Source organism: Nonomuraea sp. NPDC049750 (assembly GCF_040659625.1).
Lineage (GTDB): Bacteria > Actinomycetota > Actinomycetes > Streptosporangiales > Streptosporangiaceae > Nonomuraea.
Genome location: NZ_JBFANB010000055.1, coordinates 41,454 through 56,838, shown reverse-complemented (window position 1 = coordinate 56,838; position 15,385 = coordinate 41,454). Strand labels below are relative to the sequence as shown.

At 69.2% G+C, this 15,385-nt stretch carries 12 protein-coding genes; all 12 read left to right on the top strand.

The window, feature by feature from the left end:
- Positions 1–1,484: 1,484 nt before the first annotated feature.
- The 12 genes from AB0J16_RS57705 to AB0J16_RS57650 all read left to right on the top strand — a co-directional run bounded on the left by AB0J16_RS57705 (position 1,485) and on the right by AB0J16_RS57650 (position 15,350).
- Positions 1,485–2,774 carry a folylpolyglutamate synthase/dihydrofolate synthase family protein gene (locus tag AB0J16_RS57705; RefSeq protein WP_358557345.1) on the top strand — a complete coding sequence of 430 codons (1,290 nt, stop codon included), beginning with the start codon at positions 1,485–1,487 and terminating at the stop codon, positions 2,772–2,774.
- Positions 2,774–3,112: a DUF4233 domain-containing protein gene (locus AB0J16_RS57700; protein ID WP_357648052.1), complete on the top strand. Its 339-nt coding sequence runs from the start codon at positions 2,774–2,776 to the stop codon at positions 3,110–3,112. The genes AB0J16_RS57705 and AB0J16_RS57700 overlap by 1 nt, the downstream gene beginning before the upstream one ends.
- Before the next feature lie 11 nt (positions 3,113–3,123).
- Positions 3,124–4,950 (top strand): hypothetical protein, encoded by a 1,827-nt coding sequence (locus tag AB0J16_RS57695; RefSeq protein WP_358557342.1) that lies wholly within the window; start codon positions 3,124–3,126, stop codon positions 4,948–4,950.
- A 560-nt stretch (positions 4,951–5,510) separates the two neighbouring features.
- On the top strand, positions 5,511–5,921 hold the full coding sequence (gene ndk / locus AB0J16_RS57690) for a nucleoside-diphosphate kinase (RefSeq protein ID WP_214642928.1): 411 nt from the start codon (positions 5,511–5,513) through the stop codon (positions 5,919–5,921).
- A 544-nt stretch (positions 5,922–6,465) separates the two neighbouring features.
- Complete coding sequence (locus AB0J16_RS57685; protein WP_357939777.1) at positions 6,466–7,497, top strand: rod shape-determining protein; 1,032 nt, start codon at positions 6,466–6,468, stop codon at positions 7,495–7,497.
- Positions 7,497–8,375 carry a rod shape-determining protein MreC gene (gene mreC / locus AB0J16_RS57680; protein WP_358557339.1) on the top strand — a complete coding sequence of 293 codons (879 nt, stop codon included), beginning with the start codon at positions 7,497–7,499 and terminating at the stop codon, positions 8,373–8,375. Before AB0J16_RS57685 ends, mreC begins: the two co-directional genes overlap by 1 nt.
- Positions 8,372–8,839 carry a rod shape-determining protein MreD gene (mreD, locus tag AB0J16_RS57675; RefSeq protein ID WP_357939781.1) on the top strand — a complete coding sequence of 156 codons (468 nt, stop codon included), beginning with the start codon at positions 8,372–8,374 and terminating at the stop codon, positions 8,837–8,839. Before mreC ends, mreD begins: the two co-directional genes overlap by 4 nt.
- Positions 8,836–11,154, top strand: coding sequence for a penicillin-binding protein 2 (mrdA, locus tag AB0J16_RS57670; RefSeq protein WP_358557336.1), 2,319 nt, complete (start codon positions 8,836–8,838; stop codon positions 11,152–11,154). The genes mreD and mrdA overlap by 4 nt, the downstream gene beginning before the upstream one ends.
- Complete coding sequence (gene rodA / locus AB0J16_RS57665) at positions 11,151–12,317, top strand: rod shape-determining protein RodA (protein WP_358557333.1); 1,167 nt, start codon at positions 11,151–11,153, stop codon at positions 12,315–12,317. Before mrdA ends, rodA begins: the two co-directional genes overlap by 4 nt.
- A gap of 4 nt (positions 12,318–12,321) precedes the next feature.
- Entirely contained in the window at positions 12,322–12,501 is a 180-nt protein-coding gene (locus tag AB0J16_RS57660; protein WP_357648066.1) for a hypothetical protein, read from the top strand.
- Between the two features lie 20 nt (positions 12,502–12,521).
- Positions 12,522–14,432, top strand: a complete 1,911-nt coding sequence (locus tag AB0J16_RS57655; protein ID WP_358557330.1) for a TIGR03960 family B12-binding radical SAM protein — start codon at positions 12,522–12,524, stop codon at positions 14,430–14,432.
- Between the two features lie 165 nt (positions 14,433–14,597).
- Positions 14,598–15,350, top strand: a complete 753-nt coding sequence (locus tag AB0J16_RS57650; RefSeq protein WP_358557328.1) for a TIGR03936 family radical SAM-associated protein — start codon at positions 14,598–14,600, stop codon at positions 15,348–15,350.
- Positions 15,351–15,385: the final 35 nt, after the last annotated feature.

The following is a 15,385-nucleotide window of genomic DNA, read 5'->3' as shown; positions in this document are numbered from 1 at the left end:
AACGCTCGACTGGGACACCCCAGCCGAGCGCTTGCGTGATCTACTGACCACCTAAAACACCAGCGGTGTTGCAACGACCCCTTGAAACCGCCCTGCGCGTGGCGCGCGTGGGGCCCTTTTCCGCGTGTGGGGCTCTTCTCTGCGTTGTGGGGCCTTCCGCGTTGCGCGCGTGGGCCCTTCTTTTGCGTTTCGGGTCGTTTCGGGTCGTTTCGGGGGGTCGGGCGTGCGGAAGGGCAGGATGATGTCCCGCGGAGCGGTGGAGTTTCTCACCTGCTCAGCCCTGTTCGCCCACGTTGGAGACACACAACGAGATCGTTGATCCACCACGGGATGGGACGCCACCGAGGGCAGTGGCGCGCTGGGCCCGTTAAGGCCTTACGGGCGGGCAGCACGCCAAGGCTCGTTCACGGCGATGGGCTTCACGTCTTGGACGCGTGGCCCCCTTTTCTGCGTTAGGGGTCAGACGCTGTTCCCGGGCATTGCTGTTCCCGGGCCTCGCGCCGTTCTCGGGGGCCTGGAGGGCTCGGCGCGCACGAGGCGCGGCCTGGAGGCGGCCTACTGGAGAGACCGCGGCGGCCCGCATGAGGCGGCCTACTGGAGGGACGGCGGAGGCAGGTGGGGGATGGCTTGGGGTAGGGGCTCATCTTTGCGTTATGAGGTCAGGCGCCGTTTCCGGGCCTCGCGCTGTTCTCGGGCCTGGAGAGTTCGTCCCGCACGAGGCGGCCTGGAGGCGGCCTGCCGGAGGGACGGCGACGGAGGGACGGCGACGGCGGGAGGGGACGGCGGGAGGGGACGGCGGGAGGGGACGGCGGGAGGGGACGGGACAGTTTGGCGCGGGGCTGCTTTTGCGTTCCCGGGTCTTGCGGAGGCGCTTGTCGGGGGCGAGAGGTGCTTGCCGGCAACGGGGCAGCCCTCGGATGAGCTCCCACACCTCAGGCGAGTTCGGCGAGACCTCAAGCGGCTTGGACCGAGGATGGCGCGAGCCGGAGCCGCGCGGTGTGGTTAATGGACGACCGCCTTCCCCGTGTCGGTTCGGCATGGCGAACCTCAGGTGGGCCGCCAGGATTTGCGGCTGACGTCTGAGACCGGTAATCCACGGTCTCGTCATCGTGGTTTCCCTTGTCCTCTGCAATCTTTTCGAGCGTGTGGAGGGATGTTGTGGAGGAAATGCCCGCGACCCTGCCCTCCGGTTCGCGGCACACAGATTCAGATCGACGGGCAATTGAGGAAGGTAATGATGGAGTACCACGCGGGGCGAGCATCCGACAGTCGGCCATGGAGGGTCACGGGGGTGACCGTTCGGCAGTCGGCGGGCACTGACGACACAAGCCGTCGGCCGTGCGGGTCGCGTACCGCGAGCTGCCAGCCCATTGTCGGCAAAGCCACGCACCGAAACCGCTGATCATCGGGCGGTGGCGTGGGAGAGCGCTCCGTATGGTCAGTAGGGTTGAGGGGTGGACTTTCGTGCGGTTGAACGCGCGATCATGGAGCGAGGCGTCGAGTGGGACTTCGAGCCGACGCTGGACCGGATCGCGGCTCTCATGGACCTGCTCGGCTCGCCGCAGCAGGCGTACCCTGTCGTACATATAGCGGGCACGAACGGTAAGACGAGCACGGCACGCTTGACCGAGGCGCTGCTCAAGGAGCGCAATCTGCGCGTGGGCCGGTTCACGAGCCCGCATCTCGTCTCGGTGCGCGAGCGCATCACCGTTGACGGCGAGTCGCTGAGCGAGGAGCGGTTCTCCCAGGTATATGAGGAGATCGCCCCTTACGTTGAGCTCGCCGACACGCAGGGGCGGCGGATCCAGTTCTTCGAGTTGCTCACGGCCATGGCCTTCGCCGCGTTCGCCGACACTCCGGTGGACGTGGCGGTCGTCGAGGCCGGCATGGGCGGCTCCTGGGACGCGACGAACGTCGCGGACGGCACCGTCGCCGTCGTCACCCCGATCTCGCTCGACCATACCGACCGGCTCGGGCCCGACATTCCGAGCATCGCAGGGGAGAAGGCGGGCATCATCAAGCCCGGTGCCACGGCCATACTCGCCCAGCAGCCGCTCGAGGCCGCCGAGGTGCTGATGCGCCGGGCCGTCGACGTCGGCGCGGTGGTCGCTCGCGAAGGGCTCGAGTTCGGTGTGCTCGCCCGCGAGGTGGCGATGGGCGGACAGCTGCTCACCCTGCGGGGCCTCAAGGGCGTCTACGAGGAGGTCTACCTGCCTCTCTATGGCGAGCACCAGGCGAGCAACGCCGCCTGCGCACTGGCCGCTGTGGAGGCTCTGACGGGGGGTGACGATCCGCTCGACGTGGAGCTCGTACGCCAGGCGTTCGCGGGGGCGTCCTCACCGGGCCGGCTGGAGATCCTGCGCCGCAATCCCACGGTCGTCGTCGACGCGGCCCACAACCCCGGCGGCATGCAGGCGTCTCTTGAGGGCATGCAGGAGGCGTTCGACTTCGCCAAGGTCGTGGGCGTCGTCGCGGTGATGCGCGACAAGGATGTGGCTACCCTGCTCGACCTGCTGGAGCCGATTCTCGACGAGATCGTGGTCACGCGTAACTCCTCGCCTCGGTCGATGTCGCCCGCCGAGCTGGCTGAGGTGGCCATACCGCTGTTCGGAGAGGACAGGGTGCGGGTCGTCGAACGCCTCGACGAGGCCATCGACATGGGCATCGGCATCGCCGACGCCCAGGGTGAGTTCAGCGGCACGGGTGTGCTCATCACCGGCTCGGTCGTGACGGCCGGAGACGCGCGTCACCTGCTCAAGGCGGGGAGTGTGTGATGAACTTCCAGGTCACCCCGGGCATGCGCCGGCTCGGCGCCAGCGTCCTCGGCATGGAGGCCATCGTCGCCGCGCTGATTACGCCGGTGGCGATCAACAGCGGCGTTCAGACGGCGGTGGCGGTCACTGTCGGTATCGGGCTGGCGGTGCTGTGCGTGATCGTCGCCGGGCTGCTCAAGCGGCCCTTCGCGTACGTCGCAGGCACTATCCTGCAGGTCCTGGCCATAGGCACGGGGTTCCTCGTGCCGACGATGTTCTTCCTAGGGGTGATCTTCGCGGCGCTATGGATTACCGCGATATTCGTCGCTCGCCGTGTCGAGGGCGTGACTTCCCGCTAAAGTCGGCGAACATGGCCGTCCCCCCGATCCAGCGGTCCCCGAACGCACACAGCGCGGGACCCACCGCACGCGTCAGGTTCCCATGGTTGCTCGACTCGGTGCTCGGGCTGCTCATCATCGTCGCGTTGCCACTGGCGATGCTCGCGATCCCCAACACCGTGTCCGTGGTCTCGGGTCTGCTGCCCGAGGGCTTCGACAAGCTCGCGCTGATGCGCGCGCACGGGCTGGCGCTCCCGGCGATGATCCTCACGGTGCCGCTCGCCGCGGTGGCGCTGCGCCACGTCAAGGTCCCCCACATGCTGCTTGGCGGGCTCACGGTGCTCGCGCTGGCCGACGTCGCGGGCGGGTTCGCGGGCTCGACGTTCCTGGTGGCGACGCTGCGCGTGCTGCACGGGATCGGCGCGGGCCTGCTCATCCCGGCCACGCTGGTCGCGGCCTGGGAGCGTTCCATGGCATTGCGGGCGATCTGGACCGGCATGCTCGCGTTCAGCCTGCTCGCCGCCCAGGCGCTCGCCTTGTGGCCGCTCGACCGGGTGAGCGACTGGAAGATCACGCTCCAGCCGTACCCGCTGCTGACGGGCATCGCGCTCGCGCTGGCAGCGGTCTACTTCGTCGTCTGGCTGCTGCAGGGCCAGCCGTCGATGCCCTCGCCACGGGCCGCCGAACGCAGCCGCTTGCTGCTCGCGAGCGTCCCCGCGGTGGGCATCTCGGTGGTGGCCATCAGCACCGCGAGTGAGGAGTGGGGGCCCGGCCTGGTCATCCTGCTGGCCGTGCTGGCGGTCGTCGCGCTGCTCGTGATGGCCTCCTTCGGCAGCCGTGAGGGCCGCACACTGGCATACGTCATGGTCGCGGTCGGCATCGTGCTGCTCCCGAGCCTGGCCCAGATCACCTACGTGGAGATGCGTGGCCTCGGCGGTCCGGGCATGACCGGGCTGTGGATCCCGTTCGTGGTGGCGGGTGTGCTGGGGCTGGCCTCCGCCATCGCGGTGCGGATGTTCGCCGGCGCGCGGTGGCTCGCGCCGATGGGGCTGCTGGCGATGGTGGTCGGTCTGTGCTCGGTGCGCGTCCTGGTGCCGGCCGCCGATGGGCTCGTGTTGGTGATCCCGTTCACTCTGCTGGCGGCGGGCGCGGCGGTGGCGCTCACGTCCGCGCTCAGTCAGTCGGGCATCGGGGCGGCGCTGTTCGGCCTGGCGCTCTGTTTTCCCGGCGTGCTGGCCGGCTACCTGCTGGCTACCGGGGTGCAGTTGTCGATGCTGCGCGGGGTCACGGTGGCGCAGCAGCTGGTGGACCGGTTCGTGGGCACGTTGCATCTGTGGTCGCTGATCGGCGGGTTCCTGGTGGTGGCGGTCATCGTCCTGGCGGAGCTGCTCTCGCGGCGCGCGGCTCCGGCCGATGAAGCAGATGAGGCAGATGAGGCAGATGAAGCGGCCGAGCCGACAGGCGGTGATTCGGCGCCTTCGCCCTCTTCGGTGTCTTCGCCGGATGCAGACGGTCATTCGGCCTCTTCGGCCTCTTCGGGGGCTTCCACGGGTGCGGACGTGGTCGCGGAGGTGGCGGGGGAAGGCTCAGCCGCTGAGGCGGCGGTCCCTACGGTGCGGAGCCGCCGGTCTGAGCGCCGCGGGTCGCCCATGGCGGTGGACGCTGTGGAGGTGCCTGCCCAGCCGGCAGCCGGGGCAGAGGATCGGCCTGCCGGGGCGATACCACGCCTCCCCGTGTCGCCCGACTCCTCCGGCACGGCTGACCGAAATGTCGCGAGCGTGGAGGGGGTGGGTGAGGCGACTGGTCCTGTCCCACCTGTCCCGCCTCAGGCTCAATCGCCCGAGGACACCGCTCCATAGCACCGACCCATCCGTAGCACTGACCCATTAGGACCACTGCGTAGGGCTGGCCCGGCGGACCGGCCCCGAGGCATCGGCCCATGAGGACCCCGCATAGGCACCTGCCCGTAGGGCCTCGCGTAGGGCCGGTCCGCAGCACCGGTTCGTAAGGGCCTCGCGTGGAGCTGGTCTGTAGGACTGGTCCGTGGCAGCGGCCCATAGGACCACCGCCCGAGGCTGGCCCGCCGGACCCGGTCCGTTGGGCCCGCGTAGGGCTAGCCTGTATGACCACCCTGTGGGACCGGCCGTAGGAGTGGTTCCGTGGAGGGCCACCTCCCAGGCCGTTGGTCGATGGTGTGTCGCCGAGCGAGTCGTGTACAGGTGTGGCTGGCGCGAGCCGTGCCGGTGTGTGCGGCGTTGATGGGCTCGGACGCGGGGAAACGGGAGCCGTCGTGGGCGGTAAGCTGAGCCGCAGCCACCTCGACGCGAGGGCCTGCGCCCCCGGGCCGATCCCCCGTGGAGCCAAGCCGGTGCATGTGGCCGCAGCCCCGAACCACACCCTGTTCGAAGGAGAACCTCAAGTGTCCGAGCGCACTCTTGTCCTGATCAAGCCCGACGGGGTGAAGCGTGGCCTCATCGGTGACGTGATCGCCCGCGTGGAGCGCAAGGGCCTGAAGGTCGCTGCGATGGACCTGCGCACTCTCGACGTCGACACCGCCAAGGCCCACTACGCCGAGCACTCCGAGCGCCCGTTCTTCGGCGAGCTCGTCGAGTTCATCACCTCGGGGCCGCTGGTCGCGCTGGTGCTGGAGGGGCCGCGCGCCGTCGAGGCGTTCCGCGCGCTGGCGGGGCTCACGGACCCGGTCAAGTCGGCGCCCGGCACGATCCGCGGCGACCACGCGCTGGAGATCGGCGAGAACATCGTCCACGGCTCCGACTCGCCCGAGTCGGCCGCGCGGGAGATCAAGATCTTCTTCCCGGACCGGTTCTAGTCTTTCCCGCTTCTCCTGCTCTCTCTGACGTCTCCGCTTTCTCTGACGTCTTTGAGGTGCCGAGCGCCCGCCATGATGGCGGGCGCTTTTTTTGCGCAATTTTTGCCGGTCCACCAGGCCGTGCGTGCCAGCGTGCGGCGGGGATATGACGGGCTTTTTGCGATCTTGTACGGCAAGCCCGGTGCACCCCACCCGCCGCACGGGGCCGGCGCCCGTCCAGGGGCACGCTCCTCCGGTGGAGGTGGCCGGGCACCGTGACGTGCGCGCTGTGGGCCGTCTTCCGTGGATTGGGCCGGCCACGGTACAGAGGAGTTAGATCCCCAGGCGTCCGATGATCGGCCGCCGACGGCGGGTGGGTCAAAACGGTGCAAGACGGAGGCCCAATGTTGTCCTTCGCCTGCGGCGACATCGGGGCTTCCGGATGGGCTGAAGAATTTGTGGGGCACAGGGGGCTCATTGCGCGCCCTGGTGGGTAACGTCACGTTACGATTCGAATTCGATCCGTAGTCATTCGCGAACGACGTTACGGAAGGCTCCGTTCCCCATGGGCAGCAAGCTCGCGTTTCTCGGCCGTGATATGGCGGTCGACCTCGGCACCGCCAACACGCTGGTCTACGTGCGCGGCCGGGGCATCGTGCTCAATGAGCCGTCGGTCGTCGCGATCAACACTGCCACCGGGAAGATCGTCGCGGTCGGCATCGAGGCCAAACGCATGATCGGCCGGACGCCGGGCAACATCGTCGCCGTCCGGCCGCTCAAAGACGGTGTGATCGCTGATTTCGATGTCACCGAGCGGATGCTGCGCTATTTCATCCAGCGGGTGCACAAGAGGCGGCACTTCGCCAAGCCGCGCATCATCATCGCCGTGCCCAGCGGCATCACCGGGGTGGAGCAGCGGGCGGTGAAGGAGGCCGGATACCAGGCCGGGGCCCGCAAGGTCTACATCGTCGAAGAGCCGATGGCCGCGGCGATCGGCGCGGGGCTGCCGGTGCACGAGCCGACGGGCAACATGGTCGTCGACATCGGCGGCGGCACCACCGAGGTGGCCATCATCTCCATGGGCGGTGTGGTGACCAGCCAGTCCATCAGGGTCGGCGGTGACGAGCTCGACCAAGCGGTGATCACCTTCGCGAAGAAGGAGTTCTCGATCATGCTCGGCGAGCGCACCGCGGAGGAGATCAAGATGGCCATCGGTTCGGCGTGTCCCATTGGTGAGGACCTGCACGCCGAGATCCGCGGCCGTGACCTGGTCAGCGGCCTGCCGAAGACGGTCGTGGTGTCCGGCGATGAGATCCGCAGGGCGACGGAGGAATCGGTCAACACCATCGTCGACGCCGTCAAGGTCACGCTCGACAAGTGCCCGCCCGAGCTGTCCGGCGACCTGATGGACCGCGGCATCGCGCTCACCGGAGGGGGCGCGCTGCTCAAGGGCATGGACGAACGCATCAAGACCGAGACCGGCATGCCCGTCCACCTCGTCGAGAACCCTCTCGACTCGGTGGCGCTCGGCTCGGGCAAGTGCGTCGAGGAGTTCGAGGCACTGCACCAGGTGCTCGTACCGGAGTCACGTCGCTGATGAGAGACTCCCGCCACGCCCGGCTGATCCTCGGAACGCTGCTCACGGTGGCGCTGGTCATCCTGACCGTCGACCACCGCGCCGGCGCGGCCTCGCCGCTGTGGCCGCTGCGCACAGCCGGTTCGTGGTTCTTCGGCACGGTCGAGCAGGTCGGCGGCTCCGTGGTCCGCCCGGTCGGCGGCTTCTTCCACGCCATCGTCAACGCCCCCACCGCCCAGGCCGAGCTCGACCGGGTCAAGGCGGAGAACGTCAGGCTGCGGGCCGGTCTGGCCGCGGGCCGGCTCGACGCCGCGCGCGCCGCCGAACTGAAGCGGTTGCTCGGTGTGGCGGGGCTCGGCGGCTACAAGATCGTGACGGCGAACGTGGTCGCCAGGCGCGGCCAGCCCGGCTTCGAGGACGCCATCGAGATCGACGTCGGCACCGCCGACGGCGTACGCCCCGAGATGACCGTGCTCAATGGTGAAGGGCTGGTCGGCCGGGTCATCCAGGCGTCCACCGACAGCTCGACCGTGGTACTGATCAGCGACCCGGGCTCGGCCGCCGGCGCCCGGCTCGAAGGCGGTCAGGAGATCGGCGTCGTGCACGGGGTGGGGGAGAACGGGCGGCTTGTGCGGTTCCGGCTGCTGGACTCGACGGCGGCGATCACTCGTGGGAGTCGCATCGTCAGCTTCGGCTCCCAGCGCGGCGCGCCGTACGTCGCCGGGGTGCCGATCGGGGTGATCGAGCGGGTGGAGGCGACGCCGGGCGAGCTGACCCGCATCGCCTACGCCAGGCCGTACGCGGATCTGACCGCGCTCGACGTGGTCGGCGTGGTGGTGGGGGCGCCGGCGAAGGATCCGAGAGACGCCGTGCTACCACCCAAGGAGGAGCCGCGATGATCGTTGGGCTGTGCGTGCTGGCGGCGGTGTTGTTGCAGGTCATGCTCATCAACCGGCTGCCGCTGCCGGCCGGGGGAGCGCCCGACGTGGTGCTGCTCGTCGTGGTGGCGATGGCGCTGCTGCGCGGGCCGGCGGCGGGGGCGATCATCGGGTTCTGCGCGGGGCTACTGGTCGACATCGTGCCGCCCACGGCGCATCTGGTGGGCCAGTACGCGTTCGTGTTCGCGCTGGTCGGCTATGTGGCCGGGCGGGGCGTCGGCGGTCCGGCCACCACCGTCGTCCTGTGTGTGCTGATGGCGCCGCTGGTGTCGGCGGCGCTCGGCGGGCTGATCGCCGATCCGCGGGTGACGCTCTCGACGCTGACCGAGCAGGTGCCGGTGACCGTCGTCTACACGTTGATCCTCTCGCCGCTGGCGATCTGGCTGGTCACCCGGGAAAGGCCGCACCCGAGGTTCCCGCAATGATCAGGATGCGGACCCGGCTGGTCGTGCTGCAGGTGATCGTGATGGGTGTGCTGGCGGTGCTCAGCCTGCGGCTCTGGCAGGTGCAGGTGGTGCGGGGGCAGGAGCTGGTCACCAGGGCCACGGAGACCAGGACGCGGTCGGTGATCGTGCCGGCCGTGCGCGGGCAGATACTCGACTCCTCCGGGCGGCCGCTGGTGCGCAACCAGACCTCGCTGGTCGTCTCGGTCGACCGGACCGGGCTGATCAGGATGCCCGAGCAGGGGGTTCCGGTGCTGCGCAAGCTCAGCGAGGTGCTGGGCCAGCCGGTCAAGCAGTTGCAGAAGCGCATCACGCCGTGCGGGCCCGGGGTGACCAAGCCCTGCTGGACCGGCTCGCCGTACCAGCCGATTCCGGTGGAGGAGCGGGCCGACACCCGCCAGGCGCTGCAGATCCTGGAGCGGCAGGAGGAGTTTCCCGGCGTCTCCGCCGAGATCCAGTCCGTCAGGCAGTACCCCGGAGGCAAGGCCGGCGCGCAGATGCTCGGCTACCTGCAGCCGGTCACCGAGGCCGAGTTGGCCAAGCGCGAAGGGCTGAAGGCCGCCTTCTCCGGCGTCGACCTGGTCGGGCGCGACGGCCTGGAGTACATCTACGACGATGAGCTGCGCGGCAAGGCCGGGCTGCGGCGGGTGCAGGTCGACCGGATGGGCAAGGCCATCGGGGTGGAGGAGCAGGTGGCGCCCGTCAGCGGCGACAACCTGGTCACCAGCATCGACGCCCGCGTGCAGGACCTGGCCGAGCAGGCGTTGCAGCACGCGATGAAGAACGCCCCCAAGGCGGACGGCGCCGCGGCGGTCGTGCTCGAACCGGACACCGGCCGGGTGATCGCGCTGGCCAGCATGCCCGGCTACGACCCGGCCGTCTGGGCGGGCGGGATCTCTGACCGCGGCTACCAGCGGCTGCTGTCGGACGCCACAGGCAAGCCGCTGGTGTCGCGGGCGCTGAACGGGATGTTCGCGCCCGGTTCGACGTTCAAGGTGTCGTCGGTGACGTCGATGCTGCGGGCGGGCTATCCGCTGAACGGCACGTACGACTGCCCGGGAGCGGTCATGGTCGGCGACCGCGCCTTCCACAACTTCCACGGCATCGGCCTCGGCTCCATGAACCTGCACACCGCCCTGGTCAAGTCATGCGACACGATCTTCTACCGGGCGGGCTACGACCAGTGGCTGAAGGACGGCGGGCTCAATCCGAAGAAGGCGCCGAAGGAGGTGTTCGCCAACACCGCCAAGGCGTTCGGGTTCGGCAAGCCGACGGGGATCGACCTGCCGGGCGAGTCGGCCGGGCGCATCCCGGATCGCACCTGGAAGAAGAACATGTGGGCCCAGACGAGTGGCACCAGTTGCCGGCGCGCCAAGAGCGGCTACCCGGAGGTGGCCGACAAGTCGCGGGCGGAGTTCCTCAAGCGGCTGGCCAACGAGAACTGCCTCGAAGGCTTCCTGTTGCGGGCGGGTGACTCGGCCAACTTCTCGATCGGCCAGGGCGACGTGCTGGTGACGCCGCTCCAGCTGGCCAGGGCGTACGCGGCGCTGGTGAGCGACGGGAAGCTGCGCAGCCCGCGCATCGGCTGGGCCACGGTACGGCCCGACGGCGCGCTGGTCAGGCGGGTCGACGTACCGGTGGTCGGCAAGCTGCCGCTGTCGAAGAAGGAGCGCCTCTACATCAAGGACGCGCTCAGCGACGTGCCCTCCGACGGCACCGCGGCGGGGGCGTTCGCCGGGTTCCCAATGGACAAGGTGCGGATCGGCGGAAAGACCGGCACCGCGGAGGTGTGGGGCAAGGAGGACACCTCCTGGTTCGCCTCTTTCGCACCGGCGAATGACCCGCACTTCGTCGTGGTCGTCATGGTCTCGCAGGGCGGGATGGGCGCCTCCACCGCCGCGCCCGCCGCACGCGAGATCTACGAGGGCATCTTCGGCTTCGCGAAGAACAAGCCCGCGCTGCCCGCCGGCCGGCCGGTGTCCAAGCTGCCGAAGATCTCGGCCGACGGCACGGTGGCCGATGGTAAGACGACCGACGACGCGGTGGCGGGCGGCGCGGGCACGAGCGGCCCCGCGACAGACGAGGCGGGGGCAGACGGGGCGGGGAAGAGCGGCGCGGACAAACGCGGCGCGGGTACGGGCGGCGCGGGGAAACGCGGCGCGGAGACAGGTGACGCGGGGACGGGTGGCACCGTGGCGGGCAGCACAGGGGAGGACGGTCCACGGGCGGACGGTCCACGGGAGGACGGCAAGGGCAAGGGCGCCAAGAAGGAGGGCAGCACGGAGGCGGGAGGATGATGGACCGCACGCTGATGGGCGGGCGGCGCTCGTTCGCCCGGCGGGCGGTGGGCGCGCAGTCGGCCATGTGGCGGCTCGACGGGGTGATGCTGGTCGCGGTGGCCGCGCTCTGCGTGATCGGCACGCTGCTGGTCTGGTCGTCGACCCGCACGTGGGCGCCCGGCTCCACGGGGCTGGTCAAGAAGCACATGCTCAACCTCGCCATCGGGACGCTGCTCTGCGCGGCCGTGACCGTCATCGACCATCGGGCGATGCGGGCGTACGCGCCCCTGGCGTTCCTGCTCTCGCTGGTCGGCCTGGGACTGGTGATCACACCGCTGGGCGCGACGATCAACGGCTCGCACTCGTGGATCCTGCTGGGCGGCGGCTTCGCCGTGCAGCCGTCGGAGTTCGCCAAGCTCGGCCTGCTGCTCATCATCGCGATGCTGCTGGCCCAGCCCGGCGAGGGCAGTGATCGGCCGCGCGGGCTCGACGTCTGGCTGGCGCTGTTCGCCGCGCTGCTGACGATGGGGCTGGTGATGTTGCAGCCCGACCTCGGCACCACGCTCGTGCTGGCCGTGATCACGGCCGCCGGGCTGGTGATCGCGGGAGTGCGCAAGAGGTGGATCATCCTGCTGTCGCTGATCGCCGGGGTCGGGGTGTTCTGCGTGTTCGCGTTCGGGATGCTGGAGCCGTACCAGGTCGCGCGGTTCACCGCCTTTCTCGATCCGCGCGTCGACCCGCGCGGTGTCGGCTACAACAGCACGCAGTCGCTGATCGCCATCGGCTCGGGGCAGTTGTTCGGCAAGGGGCTCTTCGACGGCGGTCAGACGACCGGCCGGTTCGTGCCCGAGCAGCACACCGACTTCATCTTCACGGTCGCGGGGGAGGAGTTCGGGTTCCTCGGCTCGCTCACCGTGGTGCTGCTGCTCGGCGTGGTGCTGGTGCGCGGGCTGAGGATCGCCCGGCTGTGCGAGGACAGGTTCGGCACGCTCGTGGCCGGGACGATCGTGTGCTGGCTGGCGTTCCAGACGTTCGTCAACATCGGCATGACCATCGGCATCATGCCGATCACCGGGCTGCCGCTGCCGTTCGTCTCGTACGGCGGCACGGCCACGTTCGCCAATCTCATCTCGATTGGGCTTCTACAGTCGATCCGGATCCGCGAACAGTCGTTTAATTGACAGTATGTTCTTGGCCTACTGCGACGAGTGCGAGGAGCGCTTCCTCCTGCCCGCCAGCCACATCACCGCCGTGCACAACCTCGCCAGCGGGGTCATCGCCATCGAGCTGACCTGCTATGAGGGACACAAGCTGATCGTCCTCAGCGGCAACGACATCGACATCCCGGGACCTGCCACGGTCTGAGCGCCGCTAGTCTTGGTGCCATGACTGTCGAGTCGATTTTTCCCCGCCTGGAAGCGCTGCTGCCCAAGGTGCAGAAGCCCATCCAGTATGTCGGGGGTGAGCTCAACTCGACCGTGAAGGACTGGGACTCCACCGACGTGCGGTGGGCGCTGATGTATCCGGACGCCTATGAGGTCGGGCTGCCCAACCAGGGCGTCGCGATCCTCTACGAGATCCTCAACGAGCTGCCCGCCACGCTGGCCGAGCGGACCTACGCCGTCTGGCCCGACCTTGAGGCGCTCATGCGCGCGGAGGGCATCCCGCAGTTCACCGTGGACGCCCATCGGCCGGTGCGCGCCTTCGACGTGCTGGGCCTGTCGTTCTCCACGGAGCTCGGCTACACCAACATGCTGACCGCGCTCGACCTGGCCGGCATTCCGCTGCTGGCCGTCGAGCGTGGCGACGACGACCCGATCGTGCTGGCGGGCGGTCACGCGGCCTTCAACCCGGAGCCGATCGCCGACTTCCTCGACGCCGCCGTGCTCGGCGACGGCGAGCAGATCGCGATCGCCATCTCCGAGGTCATCCGCGAGTGGAAGGGCGAGGGCAGCCCCGGCGGGCGCGACGAGCTGCTCATGCGGCTGGCCGAGTCCGGCGGCGTCTACGTGCCGAAGTTCTACGACGTCGACTACCACCCCGACGGCCGCATCACGCGGGTCGCGCCCAACAGGCCCGACGTGCCCTGGCGGGTGCACAAGCACACGGTCATGGACCTCGACGAGTGGCCTTATCCGAAGAAGCCGCTGGTCCCGCTCGCCGAGACCGTGCACGAGCGGTTCAGCGTGGAGATCTTCCGCGGCTGCACGCGTGGTTGCCGCTTCTGCCAGGCGGGGATGATCACCCGGCCGGTCCGCGAGCGGTCGCTCACGACGATCGGCGCCATGGTCGAGAACGGCATCAAGGAGTCCGGCTTCAACGAGGTCGGTCTGCTGTCGCTGTCGTCCGCAGACCATTCCGAGATCGGCGAGGTGGCCAAGGGCCTGGCCGACCGCTACGAGGGCACCAACACCTCGCTGTCGCTGCCCTCGACCCGCGTCGACGCGTTCAACATCGACCTGGCCAACGAGTTCTCCCGCAACGGCCGGCGCTCCGGCCTGACCTTCGCCCCGGAGGGCGGGTCCGAGCGCATGCGCAGGGTGATCAACAAGATGGTCACCGAGGAAGACCTGATCCGCACCGTCACCACCGCCTACTCCCAGGGCTGGCGGCAGGTGAAGCTCTACTTCATGTGCGGGCTGCCCACCGAGACCGACGAGGACGTGCTCGGCATCGCCGACCTGGCCAAGAAGGTCATCAAGGCGGGCCGCGAGATCACCGGCTCGCGCGACATCCGCTGTACGGTCTCCATCGGCGGATTCGTACCCAAGCCGCACACGCCGTTCCAGTGGGCGAGCCAGGCCGACCACGAGACCGTCGACCGGCGGCTCAAGGCGCTGCGTGACTCGCTGCGTGGCGACAAGAACTACGGCCGGGCCATCGGCTTCCGCTACCACGACGGCAAGCCGTCGATCGTGGAGGGCCTGCTGTCGCGCGGTGACCGCCGGGTCGGCGCGGTGATCCGGGCCGTCTGGGAGGACGGCGGGCGCTTCGACGGGTGGAGCGAGCACTTCTCCTACGAGCGCTGGATGGCCGCGGCCGAGAAGGCCGGCGTCGACGTCGACTGGTATACCGTGCGCGAGCGCGAGGAGAACGAGGTTCTGCCCTGGGACCACCTCGACGCCGGGCTCGACCGCGAATGGCTCTGGCAGGACTGGCAGGAGGCCGTGTCCGGGACCGAGGTCGAGGACTGCCGCTGGACTCCGTGCTACGACTGCGGCGTCTGCCCGACCATGGGGACGGAGATCCAGATCGGCCCGACGGGTAAGAAACTTCTTCCTCTCACGGTGGTCTAGCCGCGCTGAGTGCGCGGCCCGTACCTCGCCGTACATGATCTGGGACGTTGAGTCTCCGGAGCGGCATATCCTGAGACGAAGGAAACACTTACACGGGAAGGACGACCAGCTCTGAAACCTGTTCCCGATGGGCCTCCGCCCGCGCCTACGGTGCAGCGCCTGCGTGTGCGCTACGCCAAGCGCGGACGTCTGCGCTTCACCAGCCACCGCGACATTTCGCGGGCCGTCGAGAGAGCGGTCCGCCGTGCCGGCATTCCGGTGGCCTTCAGTGCGGGCTTCTCACCCCATCCGAAGATCTCCTATGCGGGCGCGGCGCCGACCGGCGTCGCCAGCGAGGCCGAATACCTCGAGATCGGCGTCACGAAACCGTGCGAACCCGGACGGATCCGTGCCGACCTGGACGGCTCTCTGCCGCCCGGTCTCGACGTGCTCGACGTCGTGGAGGCCACCGTTGGTGGGCTGGCCGACCGCTTGGAGGCATCTGAGTGGGATGTGCGGTTGCCCGGCGCCGACTGGGAGCTCGCGGAGACGGCGGTGGCGAAATTCCTCGCCGCCGAGACCGTGGAGGTCGAACGCCTCACCAAGAAGGGGCCCCGACGCTTCGACGCCCGGGAGGCGGTGTTGAGGCTCGAGGTGCCCGAGGGAGCAGACAGAACCGCAGCTCAGGTGCCAGGACAGTCGTGTGTCATACTGCGCATGGTTGTTCGGCACGTGATTCCTGCCGTACGACCCGACGATGTGCTCACAGGGCTGCGCCTTGTGGCCGACTTCGCGCCGCCGGTTCCCCCCGAGGTGACCAGGCTGGCGCAGGGGCCGCTCGACGCCAGCACCGGTGCGCTTGCCGATCCGCTCGGCCTGGACCGCGACACTACGCGCGGCGGCGAGGCGGTTTCGGCGGGTGAGCAGGTCGACGGTTAAGGACGTGCCTTGCGTGAGCGGGGTACGACCGCTGA

Bases quoted from the DNA above. Each gene is read 5' to 3' on its own strand.
- AB0J16_RS57660 (WP_357648066.1), top strand. From the start codon at position 12,322: ATGTTCTTGGCCTACTGCGACGAGTGCGAGGAGCGCTTCCTCCTGCCC.
- AB0J16_RS57655 (WP_358557330.1), top strand. From the start codon at position 12,522: ATGACTGTCGAGTCGATTTTTCCCCGCCTGGAAGCGCTGCTGCCCAAG.
- mreD (WP_357939781.1), top strand. From the start codon at position 8,372: ATGATCGTTGGGCTGTGCGTGCTGGCGGCGGTGTTGTTGCAGGTCATG.
- AB0J16_RS57685 (WP_357939777.1), top strand. From the start codon at position 6,466: ATGGGCAGCAAGCTCGCGTTTCTCGGCCGTGATATGGCGGTCGACCTC.
- rodA (WP_358557333.1), top strand. From the start codon at position 11,151: ATGATGGACCGCACGCTGATGGGCGGGCGGCGCTCGTTCGCCCGGCGG.
- mrdA (WP_358557336.1), top strand. From the start codon at position 8,836: ATGATCAGGATGCGGACCCGGCTGGTCGTGCTGCAGGTGATCGTGATG.
- AB0J16_RS57705 (WP_358557345.1), top strand. From the start codon at position 1,485: ATGGAGCGAGGCGTCGAGTGGGACTTCGAGCCGACGCTGGACCGGATC.
- AB0J16_RS57700 (WP_357648052.1), top strand. From the start codon at position 2,774: ATGAACTTCCAGGTCACCCCGGGCATGCGCCGGCTCGGCGCCAGCGTC.
- mreC (WP_358557339.1), top strand. From the start codon at position 7,497: ATGAGAGACTCCCGCCACGCCCGGCTGATCCTCGGAACGCTGCTCACG.
- AB0J16_RS57695 (WP_358557342.1), top strand. From the start codon at position 3,124: ATGGCCGTCCCCCCGATCCAGCGGTCCCCGAACGCACACAGCGCGGGA.